Here is a 23,420-nt window from a genome sequence, read left to right on the forward strand (position 1 = left end):
TTTCGTTCTTTATAAAAAACAAACATTCTTTAAAGAGGTGCAAACATGAAGAAATACCTGATCGTCTTATGTGCTTTCCTGATGGTGTTCACCAGTAAAGGCCTGGTTTCTGCTGAAGCAGAAGATACAAAAACACTGGTTGTTTATTCATCCTTGAACCGTCAGATTGACGAAGACGAACGCAAATTGGACATGCTTTTGAGTCATTTCACAGAAAACATCGATTTCGTTCATGTGTCTGATTTCCAGCCGGAAGATACGAAGGATACCACTCACGTCTTCTATTATGGCAGCCGGAGCGAACAGCTTCCCGATTCCTTCCTGGAATCCATCGGCACCTACGATGGCACCCTTACTGTGATCGGTCATAATCAAAAGCAATTCAACAATCATTTCAGCTTTGAAGCGTCGAAGAAGTTATCCAACTTCAACTATATGTACCTTGATGGAGATAAGAAAGATAAAATAAAGATCCCTCTTCAATCGTTATTCACCGTTCCAGAGACCAAAGACATGCAGGTGCTCGCCTGGGGAAAAGGTGGAAAGAAAACTCATCCATTAATAGTGGAGGAGCATGGATCTTATTTTGTGGCGTCTCCTGACGTCATCTCCCCTGTTTCTACACTGTTCGGAGATCTCCTTCATGAAATCTATCACAGCTCCCACGAGGAACAGCATCCAGGGTACATCCGCCTCGAAGATATTCACCCGCTGGTGGATCCTGAAAAATTAAAAGAAACAGGCGAGGTTCTCATTGAAAACGATATTCCTTTTATGATGGCAGTCATCCCTGTATATACGGATCCTGATACAGGCAAAAGGTCACACTTCTCAGATTATCCCGAAACGCTTGAGGTCATTAAAGACCTGCAGGAGAATGGTGGGTCGGTTGTTCTTCACGGGTATACCCACCAGTACCGTACCTCTGAAACAGGGGAAGGATTTGAATTTTGGGATGTAGAGAACAATACCCCCGTCTATAAAGAAGGCAGTGATCCAACCCCGATAAAAAGACCAGATGATTTTCATACAAGAGAAGCTTATCAAGACTATATGGCAGAACTGAAAGCTTTTGAAAAAGAGTATACAGAAACTAAGTTGAATAAAGGGATACAGGAACTCACCGGATTCGGCCTGTACCCCCTTGCGTTTGAGGCCCCTCACTACACGATGTCGCAGCACGGATATGAAATAGCCTCCCAATTCTTTTCCACGTATGTAGGGCAGATGCAGCTATCCGACGAGAATTGGCAGGTTATGGACAGCGCTCCATACACCACCTCCCCGTCATTCACTCATGGAATGACGGTTCTGCCCGAAACATTAGGCTATGTGGAACCTGATAACAACCATGCAGCAGAAGAGATTGTTCAGAAGGCAAAGCAGCAGTTGTTGGTAAGAGACGGCATGGTCTCCTTCTTCTATCACCCTTACCTCGGAGCTGAGCGCCTGGAAGAAGTGGTGGGTGGACTGAAGGAAATGCCTATTGATTGGATTGACTTGAAAGAACAAGACACAACGGTCCAGTCAGATGAAGTAGTCATCACCACTGTTGACGGACAAGTGCATGTAGATAAGAATACGTTCCAATTATTCAGAGACTCCAAAACGCTGTTTAACTATTTTGTGCAGAATACCGCGGATAAAGTGACGTGGGCGATGGTCGGAGTCAGTTCTGTCAGTGTCCTGCTGTTTTGTTTTTACACTTTCATTTCCTACAGACGCTTAATACGAAACGAACGGAGTGATCAAGTTGGCTGACATTCTTCTCTACACGTCCCTTTTCCTCATATGGGCCATGTTGTTCTACCATATGTTCCTTATGCAGGGAGGCTACAGGCATTCCATTGAATACCGCCGTACAAAAGAGCGGTGGGAAAAGAAACCCTTCCACTATCCTTCTGTGAGTGTTCTGATTCCGGCTCACAATGAAGAAATGGTGATTGAAGAAACGATGAAGGCGATGCTGAACCTCAATTATCCAGAAGACAAAATTGAAGTCATCGTCATCAATGATAATTCCAGTGATGCCACAGGGGAAATCGTTGATACCTACGTCAAAAAATACCCGAGAATCAAGGCGGTTCATACGAAACCCCCGCACGCCGGCAAAGGTAAATCCGGTGCGTTGAACCAGGGTTTAAAGAAATCGACCGGCGATGTGATTGTCGTGTATGATGCCGATAATACCCCCGAGCCGGACGCGGTCCGCTACCTGGCGCTCGGCATTGAGAACGATGCCAAAGCCGGGGCCGTCGTCGGTAAGTTCCGGGTCACGAACGGAAACAAAAACCTGCTTACCCGCCTGATCAATATTGAGACCATTACCTTCCAATGGCTGGCGCAGGCCGGAAGATGGTTCTGGTTCAAAATGGCCACCATCCCCGGAACAAACTTTGCGATCCGCAGGTCGATCCTTGAAAAACTTGGCGGATGGGATGAGAAAGCCTTATCCGAAGATACCGAGCTGAGTTTCCGGGTCTACAATCTGGGCTACCACATCCGCTTCTTCCCAGCGGCGATCACCTGGGAACAGGAGCCGGAAGTATTGAAAGTATGGTGGAAACAGCGGACACGCTGGGCGCGTGGCAATGAGTATGTCATTTTCAAATACCTGTTCTCGCTTCACAAGCTGGAGAAAAAGAAGATTGTGATTGACCTCGTCTATTTCCTGTTCACCTATCTATTATTCTTCGGAGGGGTGATGATTTCCCACTCGATTTTCATTTTGAATCTTTTCTGGGATTTGAACTTGTCTATGGGAATGGTTTCTTATGTCCTTCTCATCCTGGGCTTCCTCCTTTTTGTCACAGAGGTGACACTCAGCCTCAGCTTTGAAAGAGAGCAGCTCACGTGGAAAAACTTTGCGGTCGTCCTGTTTATGTATTTCACCTACTCCCAGCTCTGGATCATTCTCGTCGTCTACGCCTCCTTCCTTGAGGCGAAACGTATTCTGTTCAAACAGGAAGTGAAATGGTATAAAACACAGCGATTCCAAGGTAAGCAGACCAATGAAAACCGTTCAGCATCTTAAAGCAGGAGGAAAAAAGGCAGCGGTATGGCTGCTGGTTATCCTCTTAGTCATGATCGGAGGGAGAATCATTTACGGAAATGAAGACAACCAGGATACCCTTGCCTTTTTAAAGACGTCCTTAACGAACGAGAACAACACACCTGCCACGTATATGAAACCGGAAACAGCTCTTGATTCTGACGAAGTGCAGGGAAGGGAGAGCTTATCAGAGTCGATGGGTTTTCTTCTCCTCTATGCGGTAGAAGCTGAGGATGAGTCGTTGTTTGAAGAGCAGTTTCAATTACTTCTGGATTACTTTATGGATGAGGAAGGGTTGATCTATTGGAAGATTGACTCTTCCGGACAACCTGAAGTACCTGTGAATGCTCTAGTGGATGATTTAAGAATCGTAAAGGCCCTCTATGCTGCAGGAGAACAATGGAACAAACCGAAATATACAGAAGCCGCAGCACAGGCAGGAAACTATGTAAGCCGGTCCTTAACGTATCAGTCCACCCTTGTCGATTATTCAGATCAGTCCAGCGGAGGAACAGCCCACTCCCTCACGCTTTCTTATATTGATGTGGAAGGGATAGAACTTCTCCGGCAGCAAGGGCATATCACTCAGGACGTCTATAATACGACCATCGACGTACTTGAAAAGGCAGAAACGAAGAACTCCTTCTACCCTAAGACCTACGACATTGCGAAGGGGTCTTTTGCCTATGATGAAGAAATCAACATGATCGACCAGATGATTACCGCCAATAACCGGCTGCAGCTGGGGATTCCTTCCAATGCCTTGATTTCTTTTATTAAGGAAGAAATGGAACAGGACGGTGTTCTTTATGGAAGATACAACCCTTCTGATTATGAGCCCGTAGTCGACTATGAATCTCCAGCTGTGTATGGCTTTTTAATCATGTACGCCATCGAATTGAAAGACAAAGAATTAGCCATGCAGGCGTATGATCGTATGACAGCGTTCCGTTCCAATCATGTGAGTTACCGCGGGGGATACTCCATTCATGATGGAAACACACACATTTTTGATAACCTCGTTCCTTTACTGGCTGTTGAAAAACTTAAGCATACCGGATGGCTTTAAGGCGGACAAGCCCCTATACCGCAGATAGTTGTTATCTATTCGTTTACGAGTAAAGCTGTACGTATGTCGTGTTGATTGTCACTCAACGGTAGACATTCGGAATACCACGGATGGAAAAAGGGTGTCGAGAACTTTCTCGACACCCTTTCTACATGAGCAGGTACCGCTGGAAACGTGGACTTGTTCCTGTCCAGCACATAATTCTTCCATACTATGGAAAGTGGCCGCTGCATCATTTGTATACGAAACAGGAGGAGAGGATACTGAAGGTCATAACCATGATCATTCGAGTGTGATGGAGCACATGAAACTTAAAGAACAAGTAAAGAAAACATACAGGATCAAAAGAAGCTTCAAAAATTCAGGATTATAAAGGAAGGGAGTAAAGAGAAGGAAAAGGAGATTTCTTTTGAAGAATAAACCCCGTCGAAACCAGGAAAAAATAAGCAAAGATGACAGCCGTCGCTGTAAATATCCCGTAAAACGGAAAAACTCGGATCCGCCTTTTCATTAGAAAGGTGCAGACCTGCGAAATCCCGCCGGCTTTACGATGATATAAGTATTCGATCATAAACCTTGTAACCACAAAGAAGAAATCAACTCCTCCTGTCCGCTCCCACAGAGCCCCATTCATCCACTGCTATCCCGCCTCTGAATAAAAAAATGGGTGCTGGGACCGATGACAACAAAAAGAATGGCAGCGGCACTGGAAAACTATATAGATCCCAGTCTGTGTCTGCTTTGATTTTTCATGTCTGCCATCTCCCTACTCTGAGGTGCCTGCTTATACAGGACGAAAGTGCTTTTTCACTCCATGAACCGTATAATTCATAAAATACCAGAGTGAACGCACACTATCGATCCCTTTCACTTTCCTGTACGTATTCCACGTCTTTTTTGCAGACTTCCATTTGTTGCTGGACAAAGAATCGCTGCACTTCCTGTAGAAGGCGAGTGGCTCATCGAATCCATAAGCCGTTGCTCCTGAGGATAACAGCATCAGCCATAAGCCGTAATCTTCTGAGCAATCTCTGTAAAGAGGCATACGGATCGATCCGAACCTGCGGCGGTCCAGCATCACCGTCAGTGTTCCAATGGAAGTGTTTTTCAAAAGATCTTTGTAGCGGACTTCCATTGGTGCCTTGAAAATAAGGTTTGTTTTTTCACCGCTTTCCTTCATCATTTTATAGGCGGTAAAGGTAAAAGCGGCATGCTTGGCTTTCATAAAAGAAAGCTGCTTTTCCAACTTCTCGGGCATCCATAAATCATCGCTGTCTAAGAAAGCGAGATATCTTCCCCGGGCTGATTCAATCGCCCGATTCCTGGCGTAGGCAGGGCCTTTGTTTTCATGCAGGCAGATCAACCGGATTCGATCGTCTTTTTCCTGCTCTCTTTTCACTATGGATACAGTCTCATCTTTGGAGCAGTCATCGACGATAATCATTTCCCAATCGGTATAGGTCTGTTTCTGAACCGTTCGAATGGTCTCCATAATATGCCCTGCAGCATGGTAGGCAGGTGTAATGATACTAACCCTATCCTTGCTCATCATGTCTCAACCTCCTATTAATGGATCGCTTGCTTTTTTTCAATGCGCTTCATTTTCGCGTCTGTGACTTCCACACCTCGAGCTTGATCACGCTGGAAAATGACTCTGATTGTCAGGAGTAATACCTTGATGTCCAGCAGAATACTGTATTTCCTCACGTAGGTCAGATCAAAGCGCAGCTTATTAAGAGGAGAGGTCGTGTACTTCCCATACACTTGTGCCAGCCCGGTTATTCCCGGCTTCACTTTAAAACGGTAACCATACTCCTCGTTTTCTTTCTTGAACTGTTTGACGAAATAATCCCGCTCCGGCCTTGGACCAATAAGACTCATATCTCCTTTGAGCACATTGAAAAGCTGAGGCAGTTCATCCAGCCGGGTCGCCCGTAAAAAGGCCCCCACTGGTGTAATCCGTGGATCCTTATCCTGGGCAAGCACCGGGCCGCTGTGCTTCTCGGCATCCACCACCATACTTCTGAACTTATATATGGAAAAAGGTCTTTCATTCATCCCCAGCCTTTCCTGCTTATAAAAAGCAGGTCCTTTGGAAGTGATCGGGATGAGGATGGTCAACACCGCAAGGACAGGGCTTGTCATTAGAAGGAAGGATGCAGATAATAAGAGATCCATCCCCCTTTTCAAGAGCTTCTGGAGCGTTGTCATATGAAAGGGTTTAATCGTAAAAACCAGTAAATCACCAGCATATCCTGTCTTCGCCTGATGAATGCCAAGGTCATAAAGCTCAGGAATGATAAAAATATCTTTGTCATACTTCAAAGCAAGGTTGGTCAGTGCCACCTTCTGATTCGAGGGAATCATATGATCGATGACCACTCGGTCAAAGCCGTCCTTCTGACGGTTGAAAAAGGATTCATCAGCATCTTTCAAAAAATAAATCAGTTCGTTCCTGGTGTTTTCATGAAAGAAATGTCCAGCTGAAAAGGGATCCTCGCCAATAAAGAGGACACGGGTGTGCTTTCTCGGCTTTCCTGTCGATCCAAAAACAGGAAGAAGCAGAAGAAGCACACCTGTCTGGAGCACGAGCGTATACAGCACGAGTTGAGCGTTCGACAGAGAAGGAGCTTCCGTTAATACGCTTATATTTAACAGGAAGAGAACGACAGCCCCCATGATCAGTCCTATGGGCTTCAAAGGAAGAGTCCTTAAGGCATGAGGCACCTGGAAAACCGCTGACTTGATATACAACACAAGTCCGAAAACGAGAAGGGCAGCACTAAAGCAAACCGCTGTAACTAACCATCCATATTGAGTCATGATATTCATGCTTTACCCACCTTCACCTTAGAGAATTTTTATTCTTTATTAAGAACGACAGGCGAAAATTTTTTTGTTCCTTCTGTGATGAACAAGTATTCCCGGAGTGTTTTTTCAACCATTTGGTCAAGGGAAAAATCCTGTTCCACCCGCTCCCTTGAGTTTTTCACGATGTGATTCTGCAGCCTGGGATTGGAAAACAACTGCGTAATTTTCTCCTTGAACAAGTCCGCCGAGTGCCGTGGGATCAAGTAACCTGTCACACCATCGGTCACCGCTTCCTTGATTCCACCGCGGTCGATGGATACCACCGGGGTACCGACAGCCATCGACTCAATCACAACCATTGGAAAGACTTCTCTTTTCGAAGTGACCAGCATCACATCCATCTCTTTAATGAAGGCTTCCGGATGCTCGATTCCTCCACACATGACCACCTGATCATCTAAACGTTTCCGGGTAATCAACTGCTGCAGATGGTCCTTCCCGGGCCCGTCACCTCCGATGAAAAAACGGAACTGCTTTTCATCCTTCATTTTTTCTGCTATTTCAATGAACAGTTCGTGGTTCTTTTCATCTGATAGACGTGCAAGAATGCCTACATGGATGGGTGATGCTTGTCCGGCTTTTTTAAAAGGGAACTGTTGAAGATCAACTCCGTTATGGATCGTCTGAATCCGTTGAGGGTTCACCCCGAGCATAACCAGCGAATCCCTTTCAAACTGACTTACTGTAATGATCCGTTTTACATACGCGTTTAAAAGTTTTCTGAAAAGAAATGGCATCTTTTTTTCGAGAATAGTGACATTGTGTTTCGTATAGATCAATTGGATATCCCACTTACAGAAATGCTTCAATAAGATCCCGTATCCCAGCATGCGCAGACTGTTCGCGTGGATGACCTTGATCGAATGCTTCTTAATGAAGCGCGAAAGTATCCTATAATTCCGCCTGTGAGAGTATCTTGTCAACTTTACATACTTATCTTGATGAAGGAGGCGGCTTTGAAGCTCTCCCCCCGCAGCTCCGTAATAGAAGGTCAGATTCCTGTGAGTTAAATGATTTTCCAGCTTACAAAAGTAGGTTTCAGCTCCACCGACGATCAACTTGTCCGTCAGCAACAATACGTTCATTTCCATCCCTCCATTTAGGAAGCTCTCCGATTTACAGGGCTCTCGCCTCGCTCATTTACAGCTGCATTTGTCCTTTTGTGCAGATAAGTGGAAACCAAAGCCAGGTATAAGAAGAACATGTCATTAATAATTACGGATAAAAAGGCCATTTGAAGCAGCAGTCCTATAAACGTCAGGAATAGATAGGGGCGGTCTTTGTACACCTTTTTCTGGACGAGTTGATAAAACAGCAAAAGGATAAACAGGAGATACAGGAAGATGCCCGGCAGCCCGGACTCTGATATTATATCCAGAAATGTATTATGGACAGATAAGGCTTCCCCGTACTCGTACGCATTGTAGTCCGGGAAATTAAAGGCGCCGACCCCTGTCACGATATGATTCTCAAAATACCCCCACGCTTTACCCCATAATTCAAAACGTCCGCTTCCGCCATCTTCGCCGAAATCTTCCATGCGGGATTCCAGGATTCCATACAAATCGAATTTGAAGTAAATAACGAGCACGTAGGAGAGAAATGCCATGGACAATCCCGCACCGAGGATCATCTTCAACTGCTTCAGCGGATGATGGATGACCCCGTAAATCAGGAACAGGACAAGCATAACCAGCAGGCCCCCGCGCGAAAATGTGAGAATGTTGGCCGTAATACACAATAACAAACCCGTTTTATTGAGCAGCCCTCTGGGGTTACACAAATAGAAAGCAAAAAAGAGCGTATTATAAAAGACAAAGAAATTGGGATCCTGCAGCAGACCGATCAAACGAGGGTAGTCCCGATCAATCATTAAGCCATAGGCGGTAATCCTCTCTCCTTCCCTGTCAAAATTGAACCCTGCTTTCTGCATGCCGGCCACATAGAAGAGAAGGCTGCATAGGTTGAAGATGACACCGGTCCAAGCCAATCCTTTATGGACCGCCCCTGTCTGCGCCCGTCCCAGAACGGATTTCATAATGAAATAGCATACAAGATAGATGAATATGCCGACAGATATTCTCACGCTGGACATCGGATATAAAGCAAACACTCCAGAAAAGGCATAGCACAGATAAAAACAGAAGAGGGCACTTTCAAAAAGCTGCACCGGGTACAAACGGAAGAATTTCAAGGAAAAAACCAAATATAAAAAACAGAAAAGCATATAAGGTTTCAAGGCGAAACCTATATACAAATAAAAGTTTGCAAAAGTGACAAAGAGAATGAGGAAGAATATGGTTTTCACATGTCCCTTGGAAGGTTCCGTCAGATTATGATCCATGATTCACTTCCTCTTTCATCCTTCTTTTTGCATACCCACTCCATACCTTTCCGCCCATCTTGATCATCTTTGAGCGAATATCGCCATCCATAACAGGCAGTGCCATGACCAGAAGAAGATGAATGGCCGCGTTGAAAAATGACGGTAAAGCCAGCCGTTCCAGCACCACCAGCGTGACGATGAAGTAGGAAAGATACGGAAAAATAGACTTTTTCAATATAACAGCACGTACCGGTGAACAAATCCAAAACCCCGTCAACGCCACCACTTCAATACTGACGCCGGCCCAGGCTGCTCCTGTCACACCAAAGGACAAGCTTAAACCCGTATATAAGCCTGCCCCAATGAGGACGGCAATCAATTGTACAATGGTCCTTGAGGTCTGTTTTTCCATCGTCGTCAAGCCATCGGCAACGGCTATATTCACCGCCTGCACCGTGAGCATCAACGACATAATCTTCAACGGCAGCGCAGCGCCGGCCCATTGCGAACCAAACAAAAGCTCTACGATAAAAGGAGATAGATAGAAGAAAGGGATCGTCATCATCATTCCAGCAAGACTCATAATTTTAATCTGCGTCACATGCAGATGCAGGTGTTCCCCCGCGTTATTCCTTTGATACGCTTTAAATAACACCGGATAATAGGCCCCCGCTACGATAAACGGTACCTGCTGCAGAGCCTGTGGAATCCGGTAGGCGACGGCAAACAAGCCGACGGCAGCGAGCGGAATCGTCTTTTCCAAAAGGATCGGCCCCAGGTGAGGAAGCATGACGAACAACAATCCTCCCAAGGTAAAGGCCCCTAAGTTCTTCATCAACCCTTTATGAAAGGGAAGGGTAAATCGAATACGTACATGCCTTAAGACAAGAATGATACTCAGCAGTCCAGCCGTTAAATACGAGCTGCCGTAAAGAGCCGTCATCCAGAGAGGCGGAAGTTCCAGCAAAATGCCGATGCTCATGGAGGTCACTAGGCAGAAGGCAGATGTCATCCGGATCATACCGCTCATATGCATTTTCTCTCTCATTTGGAAGAATGTCGTTCCGATACTCTGCATGGCTAAACCGCTCACCATGGGCAGAATCAAAACGACTGCTGTAAGCAGCAGCTCCGAATGATCCCTGTTCATAAGGTAGACTATCGTCAGCCCCAGCAGGAAAGTAAGGAACAACAGAAGGATCCGCAGCTTGATAAAAGAGGTCACCAGAACATTCTGATCCACTTTTTCTTTTGCTCCTTCACGAAGGACAACACCGCTTAAACCTGCATCCGTGAAGTATCCCATGATCATGGCGAAAGCCAGCGTCACACTGAATAATCCATAATGATAGGATTGGAGATAGGAGGCAAGGACTATAAGGGCTCCGGCATTCAACAGACTCGACAGGATCGTACTGTAAAAGAGGTGCGCAATGTTGGTCATAATGGAATTTTTCTTTGTATTCACTGCCCATCCCCCTCTCCGATTTATCTGCCTGTCTGTAAAATAACACCAAACACCTGATTCCCTGCTTTCTCTATTTCCTTCCTCGTTAACAGGAGGTCTGCCGCTTTCGTTTTACCGGTCTTCGCCGTAACAATCACACCATCACACTCGTGAACGACCAGCTGGGCATCCGCAGAGGACCTGTACGACGGCGCATGGTAAATGACTAAATCGAAATTCTTCCGGCATTCAGCTGCTGTCCGTTTCACCTCTTCAAGGAGCAGCACATCCTGCAGAGCGTATCTGCCGTTCCCTGCCATCAGGGTATAAAGGCCGGGCTGGATAGTATCCTGTATCAACCCGCCAGCTTTTTTACCACCGTAGACAGCCTCGGCCCAACCGGAGCGGTTGCTTTCCCCAAACCATCGGTGAATACTCGGTTTTCCCGTATCCATATCGACAAGGAGAACCTTTTTCCCCTGCTCTGCCATCGCCATGGACAATTTGACGGCAAGCAGTGATTTTTCCACTTTATCATCAGCCGAAGTCACCATGATGTTGACGGTGTCTTTCCCCATGAAGTGTTGAACACGCAGCTGGATCATCCGAATCTGTTCGGTACTGACATAGCGCTCCTCCAACACAGCCTTTGAGAGGTTCTTGGCGTTTTTTTCACCTGCTTTAAACACTCATTTCACCTCTATTCGCTTTCTCTTCATCCACGACTCTCAGCGGCTCTTTCCCTCTTCTTTTCTTATGAATTTTTCTTCCCGGCATCTTTTTCCTGAGATTAACCTCGCCGAGACTCCTGACGCCTATCTCCTTCTCTATTTGAGCAGCCGATTGTATCGATCCATCCAGATGGTCTTTCACAACCGCTCCTCCAATACCTGCTAACAAACCAACGACAAGCCCGATAGCTAAATTAACAAGCTGGCTTCCGACCTCTTCCCCGCGGTTTTCACCGGAGGATTCATTGAGGACGAGGATATCTTTCACTTCAAACAAATCATTCATTTTCTGTACGGTGGTCAAGGCCGTATAGTTAGCTATTTTACTAACCTCTTCCGGATCCTCGCCTCTCACTAGAATACTGACAACCTGAGAGTCCTGGGAATTCTTCACAACAATCTGTTCCTTCAATTCATCATACGGAATATTGAATTCCCGACTGACCGCATTCAGAACATTCGGACTTTGGACGATGTCGATCGTCGAAGCAAGAAGCATGCTCAAATCCTTGGATTCTCCGTATTCCGAGTCTTCCTTATTCAATTTCCCTACAACAAGGTTTTCCACCGATTCATACGTAGGCTTCATAACGAAAAATGTAACCGCACAGGCTAAAAGAAACAAACAGCTGCTTACCAGAATAATCGTCACGATCCGTCGTTTAAGAACAGCAAGGAAACGTTTAATATCCATGTTTTCTTCCATAATGACCTCCACCAGAAAAAGATGTGTCGCTTTATTCCCTATCCTTTATCCCTCTGATTTCCCCTCCTTCACCCTCGTGGTCTCAGAAACACCGCGTCCCAACCTGCCTTTTTTCCTGTCTTCATTCAATAACGAACTTTTTGTTCTCTATTAAGAATACTTGGCTTGATTATAATTCATTCTTTATAATTTATAAATCGGCAAATTCTTTTAAAATTTCCAACTTAAACGGATATACCTGCTCTTTACTGTTTATATCTTCCATTATCTCTGTTTTTGTTCTTTAATGAGAACAAAAACACAAAAAACACCTGCTCATCCCATTAAGGGAGGACCAGGTGTTCTCTTAGCGTTTGATTCATTATTCATAGATGTTTTCCGTGCCATAATCCAGGATATATGGGGCATCTAAATTCGTCTTGATTGTATTCCCGCTCGATTGATCGGTAAGGGTTAACGGTTGATTGCTGGAAAGCAGTTGAACATCCCAAATCATGCCTTGAAAATAGTTGTTCGTTCCCGACACAATCATGATCGACTCCGTTTTCTCTGTCGGCTGGATCTGCATATTGGTGAACTGGTTGCCGGATACCTCATTAGGAACGGTTACAGCTCCTTCCATAACGATACATTCCACACAATCTTCCAGGGTCATATCCGTAAACCGGTTTCCGTTTACAAAGTTGGGTTCCTCATCCGAAGGCTCAGCTCTTAAGTAAATACCCCTGTTAAACCCTATAATGGTCACAGAATCAAAATCAACAAAGCTCACATATTCATCCGTTTGATCCGCCGTGACGTTGATCCCTGTCCCTAAGTTTTCACCACTTGTATTGATCAGGGTGAGCCCCTGGACCTTTGTCGTCTCCCAGGACCAAAACTGTTCTTTTCCATCCAGAGCAAGGACATCCGAGCGGAAGGCAGGGTCTGAAATTTCTATGACCCCATTAGTGATGGAAGCATTTTTCTCCAACGTGAAAACCGTATAATCGCCGGCCACTTCCACTATGGTATGATGGTCAAACTCTATTTCGACTCCTTGTTTGATGGTGATCCCACTCTCTACCCTGTAACGCTCTGCACCTGTGATTTTTACCGTGCTGATGTTATGCTCAGCACTGTAATCCACAGCTTTTTGAATAGACCCGGCATCATCCTTTTCATCCCCGGCGACCGCTCCAAAATCTGCTGCATTTACGAACCCTTTTCTTTCATGATCCGCAGAGCCGGAGAATATGTACATCATCGCCAAATAAACGACAACCGTTGTAATAAATGAAAGACCGACAACCATAAGAACCGTTTTCTTATTCAAATGACTCCTCCTCCGGACAGAACTATTATCCATTATTCGATAATTCTCGTTTCAGGAATAAAATTCCTTTAAATTCATGACATCCTTTTTATAAAGAAGGGATCTTTCGTTTATAATGAAACAAGCCTGACTACGTTTTGAAAGGACTCTCTTATATGAAACCAAAATGGAAACAACTCATCACCCTCATCCGCACCACCCAGCCCCCAAGGCTGTTATTCAGCATCGGAATAGGGCTCAGTCTGCTGACTACGATGGCCAGCCTCGCCATTCCCCTGCTCGCCAGCCGGCTGATCGACAACTTTGATGTCAGTCAGCTGAGTACAGACGTCATCATCGGCATCATTGCTGCTTTCTTCATTCAGGCTCTGGCCGGCGGCGTCTCTGTTTATGTACTGGCAAAAGTAGGGCAGCACATCATTGCTTCGCTCCGGGAGCGATTGTGGAAGAAACTGCTTGTGCTCCCCGTCAGTTATTATGATGAACATGAAACCGGGGATGCGGTCAGCCGGATGACCAACGATACCGGTGTCATAAAAAATCTGATTACCGAGCATTTCACCGGCTTTATTACAGGTGTGATTTCAGTCGTTGGCGCTGTCATAATTTTGTTTTACCTGGACTGGCCTCTGACCCTTGTGATGTTTTCCATTATTCCCTTATCCCTGCTGTTTCTGATCCCTGTCGGACGGAAAATGGCCGAGATATCACGGAACCTGCAGGCAGAAACCGCCGGATTTTCCGCCCACCTCACGCGGGTGATTTCTGAAATCAGACTTGTGAAAGCATCGAACGCAGAGACGATGGAATGGAACAACGGCCGGAGGGATATTCGGAAGCTGTACCGTCTCGGCGTTCGCGAGGGCGTTATCCAGGCTCTGATGTCCCCTCTTGTGTCCTCGTTAATTATTGTCGTGCTTGTTTTGATTATCGGATTTGGCGGCATAAGAGTGAGTTCCGGAGCGATGACAGCTGGTGAACTGGCTGCCTTTTTCATCTACCTGTTTCAGATTATTATGCCGATCACCCAGATGGTCGTGTTTGTGACCCAGTTCCAGAAAACGATTGGAGCGACAGAGAAAGTGCTGACCATTCTTGAACTGGATGAAGAAGAGCTGGAAAAAGGAACTTGTAACGTACCTGACCACCAGAACCTGGCTGTCCGGCATGTATCGTTTCACTACCAGCCGGATGAACCGATTTTAAAAGAGGTCTCCTTCACTGCTGAAAAAGGACAAGTAACGGCAGTCGTGGGTCCAAGTGGGAGTGGAAAAACAACGATGTTTTCGCTGATTGAGCAATTTTACAAGCCAGCGTCCGGGGAAATCCTGTACGGAAGGGAATCGATCAGCCATTATGCACTAAAATCGTGGAGAAAAAAACTCGGCTATGTATCCCAGGACAGTCCGATTTATGCAGGAACCATTATGGAGAACCTCACCTACGGATTGGAGGAGGAAGTGACACGGGAGAAAGTGATCCAGGCCGCTGAAATGGCTTATGCCCATCCCTTTATCAACGAACTCGCCCATGGATATGATACAGAAGTCGGAGAGCGTGGGATCAAATTATCCGGAGGCCAGCGTCAACGGATTGCCATTGCCCGTGCCCTGCTGAGAGATCCGGAGATTTTAATGCTTGATGAAGCCACCTCCAGCCTGGACAGTCAGTCTGAAGTCGTGGTGCAGCACGCATTGAAAAACTTGATGAAGGGCCGGACAACGCTTGTGATTGCACACCGGTTATCGACCATTGTTGATGCCGACCGGATTGTCTTTCTGGAAAAAGGTGAAGTTACAGGTGTCGGCACTCACGAAGAGCTCTTCGCCACACATGCTCTTTATCAGGACTTCGCCCGCCAGCAGCTGCGTATCGAGGGATAAACTTTTTCAGCGTGTATGCGGCATGTGACCACCCTGAAATCGGACAGACTTACTAAATGACAGGTCCTGTTTTCACAGGCAAAAAAGCGCCCCCGGAAAGGGGCGCTTTTTTATTTAGGATTGATATCCCTGAATCTGTGAACGGACTTTATCCACTTCATCCTCTGAAACCAGCAGATAATAGATGCCGTCTATTCTTGTACCACTTCCGGTCATCTGATAGGTTGTCATGTTTTTGCGGGCGCTGCCGTAATTCAACATCAGATCCTTCATAACCGTAAAGTCCATATTGGTCGTAACATTCCCACCAAGAACATCAAGCATGTCCCCGATTTTATTGACAGAGCCAAAGCTTGCTCCTTTTTCAATCACACCCTGGATGACTTCACGCTGGCGTTCGTTACGGCCGGCGTCCCCTTGTGGATCTTCATATCTCATGCGGACATATCCGAGGGTTTCCTCCCCGTCCAGGTTCAGCTCTCCCTTTTTATAATGGTAACCGTTGCTCCCCTGCCAGTCGAGGGAATTCTGGACAGTGATGCCACCCACAGCATCGACCATTTCAGCAAGGCCTTCCATATTCATCCGAACATAATAATCCAGATCGATGTCGAGGAAATTCTCCACCGTCTGAATGGCCATATCCGTCCCGCCAAAAGCGTAGGCGTGGTTGATTTTATCCTGCTCTCCATTATGGCTGGAGTCCCCGACCATCTCTGTCCGTGTATCTCTTGGAATACTGACAATCTGGCTTCGGTTGTTATCAGGATCAAGAGAAAGAACCATTAAAGCGTCGGACCGACCGGAATCATTAGAGCGTTCATCTACTCCGAGCAGAAGGATATTCAACGGCTCTTTATCCCGGACTTTCTTTTCCGTCAATTCATGATCAATCGATGCGACCTCTTCATTCATTTTTTTATCGACCGTCGCTTTGGCCCCATTATAGACCGTAAATAGATAAACCCCTCCAGCTGCAATAAGGATACTGACAAACAGCAGGGGGATTTTCCACCAGCGGCCTCTCTTTTTCTTTTTTTCTTGTACGCGGCTCATTCTCGTTCCTCCAATTTTTTCAAGCAATCTAACAACCATTATATAAAAAATCTACCAATTATGACAATTGCTTTTTGTATAAAACTCCTGTTTTCCCCCGAAACTGCTAGCAGGGAGGAGTTGATTACTTGTTGAAAAAAATAACCGTCGTCCTGCTTCCTATTCTCTATATGGCTGCTATTTGGATTCAGTCCAGCTATTCGATATCCGTTGTGAAAGGATGGATCCTATCATGGCTGTAACCTTAGGGACACTTCTTGAAGCCATGCATGTAATAGAATTCGCTCTATTATATGCATGGATCATCACGGCCCTGTGTGTTCATGGGAGATTGACCCAATGGACAAGCATCACCGCCGGGATATTCAGTATGACGTACGGGGGCGTGGATGAGTGTCACCAATGGTTCACCCCCGGCCGGTCGTTCTCCGTGATCGACATCGCTAAAGACTGGACCGGCGTCCTTGTCATGATGGCCGTGGTCCACTGGAAGCTGCGGAAGTCCACGTTCCATAAAAAAAGACCGCGCCGGGAAGAAGGCCTCTGAAAAACTGAGGGTTTGTCAAAGGTAAAGTAAAAATGCGGATTGCATGGATAAAATATTCCATGTAAGATGAGGCAACCTCATCTTTGGGTCTGAGCTTTAATTCACTATGCTCCGCTTCAATTTTATACCTTTTTTTAGGCCTTTGTTTGATATTCTTACTGTTTCAAAAGAAAAAAAGAGTGATTTTCTTTTATAAATCAAAGAAAATCACTTTTTTTAGATAGCTCTGTTAAAGTCTGTTGTTGATATTTTAAACGATTACTAAATCGTCTCCGTCTGGAATTAGGGGTCCGGTCCGTTGGTTACTCAGAGCATGGGATGGCAGGGAAAACCGTCCGCTTTCCGCGAGGAACGATAAGCCTCCTCGGACTTCAGTTATGTCCTTTCTAACTACCCTTCTTTGAAGAGGCGGCCTTGGGAATGGCGGGACCCCTGTGGCATGAAGGTACATCGTGAGACCCCTGAAGGCACTGCCTGAGGAGGCTCACGGTACTCCACGGAAAGGGAGTCATTCCAAAGGCCGCCTCCTACAAATTCCATGACAGAAAGGGGTGATAGGAGCTGATATGTTAAATAACAACACCAAGCAATAACAGAGCCTTTTAGATAAGACACCGTTGATTCCACGATGAGCGTTCGATGGTGACGCCTGCGGGAACAGCGCGAGCCGAAGATCCACTTGGTCAAGTGATCTTCTTGACCAAGTTAGCTGAGGCCGTGCCCCCGGCAAGCATCCATCGACAAGAGATTCGTGAGAAACAACAACCACCTCCAACCACTTCTCTTGATAGGAAGGAATTTTCAGTGGCCTCCAGGGAAGCGCGGTCCTCCTAGCATTCAGTTGATCCTTTTAGCGCCGTAATATTTAGGAGCCCAGTAACTGTTGGTATGCATGTTCGTGACTCTCACCCCATCCGATAACGTCACATGGACCACCTGGCCGTTCCCGATATAAATTGCAGGGTTCAAGTAGCTTCCCTGAAAGAAGACGATATCTCCAGGCTGTAAGTCTTCCTTCGCTACTTCTGACCCTGTATTCCACTGGTCATCTGCATAACGCGGCAGAGAAATCCCCGCTCCCTGCTGGAACGCGTATTGAACGAATCCTGCCGTATCAAATCCTTCCGGTGTCGTGCCTCCAGACTGATAAGGGACTTCTCCGATGAACTGGGTCGCTGCTGAGACGACCGGATGCTCCTTCGGGATTTGTAGACCGTCAAATCGTTTTACACCGGTGAACTTCTTCTGCCAGTACGATTCGCTCAAGTAGGAAATGGTCACCTGTTCTGAGCGGGAGGCGTGAATAAACTGCCCGTCTCCGACATAAATCCCGTTGTGAGAAATCCCTTCTCTGTACGTGTCACTGAAAAAGACGACGTCCCCCGGCTGGATATCAGCAAGGTCCACATCTTCGCCTACCTGCCACTGCTGATCCGTGGAACGAGGCAGGAAGATCTGCCCGGCCTTTTCAAAAACATGCCGCGTGAAGGCGGAACAGTCAAAACCTGTTTCCGGTGATTCACCACCAAAGACATAAGGGACCCCTAAGTATTTCATTGCCTCTGCTACGAGATCATGATCTTCAGCGATTTGAGGACCTTCTGTGATTCTGCGGGCTTCCATAAAGCTGCCACTCCAATAGCTGCTTCCTTCAAATGCGGTCACTTCTACACCGCTCGATAAAGTAGGATGGACGATTTGATCACTGCCAGCATATACAGCCGTATGGGTAGGCTTACTTCCATCCTTGCTGAAGAAAAGGATGTCCCCTTCCTGGATCGATTCCCTCGACACCGGCTCTCCCATACCAATCTGTTGGGCCAACGTCCGAGGCATATCAAAATTCAGGACCTGCTGAATGACATACTGCACAAATCCCGAGCTGTCAAAACCATCCGGCTGCTCTCCACCGTAGACATAAGGCGCGCCTACATGGGTTAAGGCTTCCATGGCAATCGGGTGGGAAGTTGAAACAGATGATCCGGCCGGTTCTTCATTCACCCGCACGGCTTTCGTATAACGGGAAGACCAATAGCTGCTGTTCTCATAATTGATGAGTTCAATGCCTTTGGATGCTGAAGCATGAATCATCGTTTGATTCCCTGCATAGATACCGATATGGGTCACACCGCTCGTCTCATCTTTACTAAAGAAGAGCAGATCCCCGGATTGAAGTTCATTGTTCTGTAAAGAAGCTCCAAACGCCGCCTGATCGCGAACGGTCCGCGGCAGATCGATGCCGGCTCCTTCCTCGTATACATACTGGCTGAACCCTGAGCTGTCGAATCCTTCTGCAGGAGATTCACCACCGTATTGATAAGGAACACCTACATGCTTCTCAGCTTCCTCCACAACGGACGTCAGAGCGGCATCCACAGGCTTTTCATTCAACAATAAAACCGTACAAACCATCAACGTCAAGACCCCGTAAATAAATCGTTTCACCATCACTTCTCCTCTGCTTTATAAATAAGCTCAAAAAAATAAGACTGCAGTCCTAATATCGGACGGCAGTCTTCATTTGTTTACATTATTCGCTGTCTTTCACCTGCCAGGCTCCATCACGGCGGTCATCCTTACCGCCGTACATCGTGCTGTTGACTTCATCAACAACAAGCGCCTGCACTCCGCCGTAGTAGAAAGCAGAGTCTTCCAGGTATACGGTATACCCTCGTTCTTCCAGTTCCTGCCTTACCGCAGGGTCAAAATCTTCTTCTACAAAGATGTTGTCATCCTCGATGTAAAAACGTGGAGCAGCGATAGCCTCTTCAATCGGTTCATCAAACAGGAGATTACGGGTCAACACCTGTGTCAGCACCTGCGGGATCCTTTTCCCACCCGGTGTACCGATGCCAATCTTTTTCTCGTCACTCGTTAAAATTGTCGGTGAAGTAAAACTGCGCGGGCGTTTTCCAGGCTCCTTATCATTCGGTTTCAACCCATTCATACTGAAGTTTCTCATCGTATCATTCAGGAAGATTCCGGCGACATTCTTACCAGAGCCGAAGAAGTTACTCAAGGAGTGCGTCGCTGTCACCATCATCCCGTCTTTATCTACAATGACGAAGTGGGTCGTATTATCATCATCTTCGATATCAGCAATCGAATCATCGACTTCATAGTTCTCCGATAGTTTATCCATGGAAATCGTAGAAGCCATTTCCTCAGAGTATTCCTTCGTCATGATTTTATCCGTTTCGATCTTATGGAAATCAGGATCAGCGATTTCACTCAGACGATCATCATAGGTCCGCTTAGAAATCTCCCCGATCAAATGGATGAAATCCGAAGAGGTTCCCTCTGAACTTTTAATATCAAGCATTTCAGCCATCTGCAGCGACTGAATGGTCGTTGCTCCTGCAAGCGGCGGCGGAGACGCATACACATCGAAGCCGGCAAATTCCCCTTGGACCGGTTCGCTCTCGACAACTTCATAAGCGCCGAAGTCGCTGACTTCCACTCCGTTGACTTCTCCGGCAATCTGTTCCGCAATTTCACCGGAGTAAAGAACGGAAGATCCCTGCTCCTGGATTTTGCGGAGCGTTTCAGCCAGTTCCGGCTGCTTCAATGTCTGGTTCGGCTCAACCGGCTGCCCTTGTGGATAAAAGTTTTGAAGCTGGCTCATGTTCATCCGGTAGGCCGCTCCCTGCAGACGATCTGTCAAATGCTTGTCCGTTGTAAAACCTTCCTCTGCATAAGTGACAGCAGGATCGATCAACTCGGCTATATCTGTCGTACCGTAGTCTTCATGAATGGCTTCCATTCCTTTAACAATGCCTGGAATGGCGAAATTATACTGTGGATCGCCACCGGAAAGTGGTGCGGTCTCTTTGTAGTTGTAACTTTTCGGGGTGTCTGCGTCACTTGGAAGAACCAGCATTTCCCCTCCGCCCCCGATTCCGGAGCCATAGGGCTCTACCACACCAAGGGTATATGTAACCGCTACAGCTGCATCAACAGCATTCCCTCCGTTTTCCAAAACTTCCATCCCTACTTGAACGGCAAGCGGGTGTGTGGAACTGACCCCGTAACCATTCGTCGTTTCAATCGGATCCGTCGTCTCCACTTCGTAATCCACTTCATCACTTTGAAACTTCCCTTGACTGTAGTACACAATACCGACGCCTACAACCACAATGATAAAGAGGCTAATAAACAACCCTTTATTCTCCATCCATCCCGACGCACCTTTCATCTTTTTAAATGATTGATTTAAGAATTACAGCTTTCGTAAATCTTTGGTCCTTTATGTCTCTATAACATTTCCCATGTAATTTTAGTATTTTCAGAACGATTTCTATTATATGATAAAAACTTTCAAACAACAAATACTCTATGCTCTTGAAAAAGAGCACATTCCTAAGAATGTGCTCCAACATTATGACCCAAGCTTATACTTTTCATAGTACTGTTCGCGGTTCTGCTCCCAGTCGGTCAATGTCGTTTGATAGACCTGCTCACCGGAGTTGTTATAAACACGGACAATACTTCCATCACTTGTGACAGCATAATCATTTTCTACAGCAGCTTCCGTCTGAGGCTGCTCGGACTGGACACTCTCCATGCCGGCACTCGTTTCTGCTGATGCCGTCAACGGTTCTGACTGCTCCTCAGCTGCCTCCGCTTCCTGCTGGAATACATCAATTTGGTACGCCTCTGTAGCAGACAATGTTTCCAGCTGCTTATACTGCGTCATAAAAAACATAGCTCCGAACAACAAAACAAATGGAAACACCGATTTAACTACTTTCATCTTCATACGCACTCCTTTTTTAATGTAGAACGCCGGTATACAATTACTGGCTGTTATTTTTCTGCTCTAAAATGGAAGAATGATCGACTTCTATCGTTAATCTGCCGTTCTCCTCTGTGAAGTTTTCCTGTGGCTCTCCACGAGTCAACTGCAGAAAGATTTTCTTCTGGTTATAAGGATTGGTCGTCAAGGATGGTCTCGCTTCCCTGATCCTCATCGGGAGGATTTCGAAACGGCCTGTCCCGTCATCCATCAAGTTATAATTGACCAGAGCACTATCGCGTGTTCTGGACCATCCCTGGTCAAAAATAAAGTTTCCAAGACTGTAAAAGATTACGGAATCCTTATACACTTCCACCGGTGACAAGACGTGTGGGTGGTGCCCGATGATGACATCTGCTCCTGCATCCACAATCGCCTCGGCCAGTTTCCGCTGTCTCGGGTGCGGTTCGTTGTCGTACTCGGCTCCCCAGTGGATATGGACAAAGACCATATCCGAGTTCTCACTCGCTTCCTGTACTAAAGGCAGGAACTGTTCCGGATCGGCATCTGCCACACCTGCACGGAACTGCAGGGCCTCGGAACCGGCTACAGGAACATCAGAAAACCCAAGAGTCGCAACGTTCAAACCGTTGATCTCCTGATAATCAATCTCCTGAGCTTCTTCAATGTTTTCCCCTGCCCCCACATAAGGAAGTCCTGCTTCGGTAAGAGATGCCATCGTTTCAATCATCCCCTGCTCCCCGAAGTCCATCGTGTGGTTGTTGGCAAGGTTGATGTTCGTGAAGTTCATCCTCGCCAGTGATTGGACAGGTGAAGCATCTGAACTTAAATGAATCGATTTTTCAAGCTTCTGGTAACTCTCTTCGTCTTGAAGGGTGACCGCATTCTCAAAGTTACCTGTCACATAATCAGAACTCTGGAAGTACGGGGCCACATTTTCAAAAAGAAAGTCGGTCCCTTTATTCTCTGTAACCTCCAGCACGTGCCGCCCAAACATCATATCGCCTACGAATGTGGCACTGAACTCAGAATCTTCCTTGGATTCAGCTTCCGGGACAGGCTGGGTATAAAACATTTCAAATCCCGCGATAAACAGGAAGGTCACAATCAAAGCGATGAATACATGCTTTGGGGTGGCCTTTTTATCACGTTTAATCCTCTTCAGCAGTTTCTCTTTGAAATCTAATTGTTTAGACATGTGATATCCACCTTAAATCAGGTAATAAACCGTCATGATCAAGAAAGTCAGACCGCTGAGCAGCAATGTACTTGCTGTTGTGACAACCAAGCCCTGCTTCTGCATCGTATTAGCGATCAACCCTGGTACAATAACCCCGATGCCGCGGAATTCCATAATCTCAAATGGAACAACCGGGTAGAGGAAATCAAACAGCAGCTTGAGTACAATCCCTACACTCAGCATCGCTGCAAACTTTCTGCGTCCGTACAAAATTGTAAACTTTGAAACTCCAAATGTAACAATGACATAAGTGAGTAGACTAATAAAAAAGACAACCGCAATAAAAATCGGCTGGTCAAAGACCAGAGCCAGATATCCGGGTACAACGAGGCCTGCGGGCAGGACACCCGTTTTCTCAGCAAAAATCAAGCTTAGAATGATCCCTAATACAAGGGATATATATAAATCCGAACCAAACATT

General features: G+C 46.3%; 19 protein-coding genes. 5 read left to right on the forward strand and 14 right to left on the reverse strand.

Translation table 11 applies throughout. The annotated features are described in order from the left end of the window. The first annotated feature begins 45 nt into the window (after positions 1-45). From ACXAGL_RS03690 to ACXAGL_RS03700, 3 genes are read left to right on the forward strand one after another with little or no spacing between them, the layout of a single operon-like run. Positions 46-1,761: a DUF2334 domain-containing protein gene (locus tag ACXAGL_RS03690; protein ID WP_474970973.1), complete on the forward strand. Its 1,716-nt coding sequence runs from the start codon at positions 46-48 to the stop codon at positions 1,759-1,761. After that, entirely contained in the window at positions 1,754-3,034 is a 1,281-nt protein-coding gene (locus tag ACXAGL_RS03695; RefSeq protein ID WP_474989889.1) for a glycosyltransferase family 2 protein, read from the forward strand. Before ACXAGL_RS03690 ends, ACXAGL_RS03695 begins: the two co-directional genes overlap by 8 nt. Continuing rightward, entirely contained in the window at positions 3,012-4,121 is a 1,110-nt protein-coding gene (locus ACXAGL_RS03700) for a glycosyl hydrolase family 8 (protein ID WP_474989891.1), read from the forward strand. Before ACXAGL_RS03695 ends, ACXAGL_RS03700 begins: the two co-directional genes overlap by 23 nt. A 784-nt stretch (positions 4,122-4,905) precedes the next feature. On the opposite strand, the gene ACXAGL_RS03705 is transcribed toward ACXAGL_RS03700, so the two are convergent. The 8 genes from ACXAGL_RS03705 to ACXAGL_RS03740 all read right to left on the reverse strand — a co-directional run bounded on the left by ACXAGL_RS03705 (position 4,906) and on the right by ACXAGL_RS03740 (position 13,517). Beyond that, positions 4,906-5,673, reverse strand: a complete 768-nt coding sequence (locus ACXAGL_RS03705) for a glycosyltransferase family 2 protein (RefSeq protein ID WP_474989893.1) — start codon at positions 5,671-5,673, stop codon at positions 4,906-4,908. A gap of 14 nt (positions 5,674-5,687) precedes the next feature. Then, positions 5,688-6,953 carry a sugar transferase gene (locus ACXAGL_RS03710; RefSeq protein ID WP_474989895.1) on the reverse strand — a complete coding sequence of 422 codons (1,266 nt, stop codon included), beginning with the start codon at positions 6,951-6,953 and terminating at the stop codon, positions 5,688-5,690. 29 nt (positions 6,954-6,982) lie between these two features. Continuing rightward, on the reverse strand, positions 6,983-8,077 hold the full coding sequence (locus ACXAGL_RS03715; RefSeq protein WP_474989897.1) for a glycosyltransferase family 4 protein: 1,095 nt from the start codon (positions 8,075-8,077) through the stop codon (positions 6,983-6,985). Positions 8,078-8,091: 14 nt separating this feature from the next. Then, complete coding sequence (locus tag ACXAGL_RS03720) at positions 8,092-9,336, reverse strand: O-antigen ligase family protein (protein ID WP_474989899.1); 1,245 nt, start codon at positions 9,334-9,336, stop codon at positions 8,092-8,094. After that, positions 9,326-10,786: an oligosaccharide flippase family protein gene (locus tag ACXAGL_RS03725; RefSeq protein WP_474989901.1), complete on the reverse strand. Its 1,461-nt coding sequence runs from the start codon at positions 10,784-10,786 to the stop codon at positions 9,326-9,328. The genes ACXAGL_RS03720 and ACXAGL_RS03725 overlap by 11 nt, the downstream gene beginning before the upstream one ends. A gap of 20 nt (positions 10,787-10,806) precedes the next feature. After that, the gene (locus tag ACXAGL_RS03730) at positions 10,807-11,454 is read right to left on the reverse strand and encodes a CpsD/CapB family tyrosine-protein kinase (RefSeq protein ID WP_474989903.1); all 648 of its coding nucleotides are present in this window, start codon (positions 11,452-11,454) and stop codon (positions 10,807-10,809) included. Further along, positions 11,447-12,202, reverse strand: a complete 756-nt coding sequence (locus tag ACXAGL_RS03735; RefSeq protein WP_474969561.1) for a YveK family protein — start codon at positions 12,200-12,202, stop codon at positions 11,447-11,449. Before ACXAGL_RS03735 ends, ACXAGL_RS03730 begins: the two co-directional genes overlap by 8 nt. A 361-nt stretch (positions 12,203-12,563) precedes the next feature. Then, on the reverse strand, positions 12,564-13,517 hold the full coding sequence (locus ACXAGL_RS03740) for a hypothetical protein (RefSeq protein ID WP_474989905.1): 954 nt from the start codon (positions 13,515-13,517) through the stop codon (positions 12,564-12,566). 155 nt (positions 13,518-13,672) lie between these two features. On the opposite strand from ACXAGL_RS03740, the gene ACXAGL_RS03745 reads away from it, so the two are divergent. Beyond that, positions 13,673-15,400, forward strand: coding sequence for an ABC transporter ATP-binding protein (locus tag ACXAGL_RS03745; RefSeq protein WP_474989907.1), 1,728 nt, complete (start codon positions 13,673-13,675; stop codon positions 15,398-15,400). 114 nt (positions 15,401-15,514) lie between these two features. On the opposite strand, the gene ACXAGL_RS03750 is transcribed toward ACXAGL_RS03745, so the two are convergent. Then, positions 15,515-16,456: an LCP family glycopolymer transferase gene (locus ACXAGL_RS03750; RefSeq protein WP_474989909.1), complete on the reverse strand. Its 942-nt coding sequence runs from the start codon at positions 16,454-16,456 to the stop codon at positions 15,515-15,517. A gap of 232 nt (positions 16,457-16,688) precedes the next feature. Between ACXAGL_RS03750 and ACXAGL_RS03755 the strand changes: the two genes are divergently transcribed. Next, positions 16,689-17,003: a VanZ family protein gene (locus ACXAGL_RS03755; protein ID WP_474989911.1), complete on the forward strand. Its 315-nt coding sequence runs from the start codon at positions 16,689-16,691 to the stop codon at positions 17,001-17,003. Positions 17,004-17,840: 837 nt separating this feature from the next. On the opposite strand, the gene ACXAGL_RS03760 is transcribed toward ACXAGL_RS03755, so the two are convergent. From ACXAGL_RS03760 to pgsC, 5 genes are all read right to left on the reverse strand, one after another. Beyond that, complete coding sequence (locus ACXAGL_RS03760; RefSeq protein WP_474989913.1) at positions 17,841-19,448, reverse strand: C40 family peptidase; 1,608 nt, start codon at positions 19,446-19,448, stop codon at positions 17,841-17,843. An 85-nt stretch (positions 19,449-19,533) separates the two neighbouring features. Then, positions 19,534-21,177 carry a gamma-glutamyltransferase family protein gene (locus tag ACXAGL_RS03765; protein WP_474989915.1) on the reverse strand — a complete coding sequence of 548 codons (1,644 nt, stop codon included), beginning with the start codon at positions 21,175-21,177 and terminating at the stop codon, positions 19,534-19,536. Positions 21,178-21,381: 204 nt separating this feature from the next. Then, positions 21,382-21,756, reverse strand: a complete 375-nt coding sequence (locus ACXAGL_RS03770; RefSeq protein WP_474989917.1) for a hypothetical protein — start codon at positions 21,754-21,756, stop codon at positions 21,382-21,384. 43 nt (positions 21,757-21,799) lie between these two features. Next, complete coding sequence (locus ACXAGL_RS03775) at positions 21,800-22,957, reverse strand: CapA family protein (protein ID WP_474969569.1); 1,158 nt, start codon at positions 22,955-22,957, stop codon at positions 21,800-21,802. Positions 22,958-22,969: 12 nt separating this feature from the next. Continuing rightward, positions 22,970-23,419 (reverse strand): poly-gamma-glutamate biosynthesis protein PgsC, encoded by a 450-nt coding sequence (pgsC, locus tag ACXAGL_RS03780; protein ID WP_160837953.1) that lies wholly within the window; start codon positions 23,417-23,419, stop codon positions 22,970-22,972. Between the last annotated feature and the right edge of the window lies 1 nt (position 23,420).

The sequence above is a fragment of the Halobacillus sp. ABA4_118 genome (assembly GCF_056160205.1).

Bases quoted from the DNA above. Each gene is read 5' to 3' on its own strand.
- ACXAGL_RS03775 (WP_474969569.1), bottom strand. From the start codon at position 22,957: ATGTCTAAACAATTAGATTTCAAAGAGAAACTGCTGAAGAGGATTAAA.
- ACXAGL_RS03765 (WP_474989915.1), bottom strand. From the start codon at position 21,177: ATGGAGAATAAAGGGTTGTTTATTAGCCTCTTTATCATTGTGGTTGTA.
- ACXAGL_RS03710 (WP_474989895.1), bottom strand. From the start codon at position 6,953: ATGAATATCATGACTCAATATGGATGGTTAGTTACAGCGGTTTGCTTT.
- ACXAGL_RS03690 (WP_474970973.1), top strand. From the start codon at position 46: ATGAAGAAATACCTGATCGTCTTATGTGCTTTCCTGATGGTGTTCACC.
- ACXAGL_RS03705 (WP_474989893.1), bottom strand. From the start codon at position 5,673: ATGATGAGCAAGGATAGGGTTAGTATCATTACACCTGCCTACCATGCT.
- ACXAGL_RS03735 (WP_474969561.1), bottom strand. From the start codon at position 12,202: ATGGAAGAAAACATGGATATTAAACGTTTCCTTGCTGTTCTTAAACGA.
- pgsC (WP_160837953.1), bottom strand. From the start codon at position 23,419: ATGTTTGGTTCGGATTTATATATATCCCTTGTATTAGGGATCATTCTA.
- ACXAGL_RS03720 (WP_474989899.1), bottom strand. From the start codon at position 9,336: ATGGATCATAATCTGACGGAACCTTCCAAGGGACATGTGAAAACCATA.
- ACXAGL_RS03755 (WP_474989911.1), top strand. From the start codon at position 16,689: ATGGCTGTAACCTTAGGGACACTTCTTGAAGCCATGCATGTAATAGAA.
- ACXAGL_RS03700 (WP_474989891.1), top strand. From the start codon at position 3,012: ATGAAAACCGTTCAGCATCTTAAAGCAGGAGGAAAAAAGGCAGCGGTA.
- ACXAGL_RS03745 (WP_474989907.1), top strand. From the start codon at position 13,673: ATGAAACCAAAATGGAAACAACTCATCACCCTCATCCGCACCACCCAG.
- ACXAGL_RS03770 (WP_474989917.1), bottom strand. From the start codon at position 21,756: ATGAAAGTAGTTAAATCGGTGTTTCCATTTGTTTTGTTGTTCGGAGCT.
- ACXAGL_RS03715 (WP_474989897.1), bottom strand. From the start codon at position 8,077: ATGAACGTATTGTTGCTGACGGACAAGTTGATCGTCGGTGGAGCTGAA.
- ACXAGL_RS03750 (WP_474989909.1), bottom strand. From the start codon at position 16,456: ATGAGCCGCGTACAAGAAAAAAAGAAAAAGAGAGGCCGCTGGTGGAAA.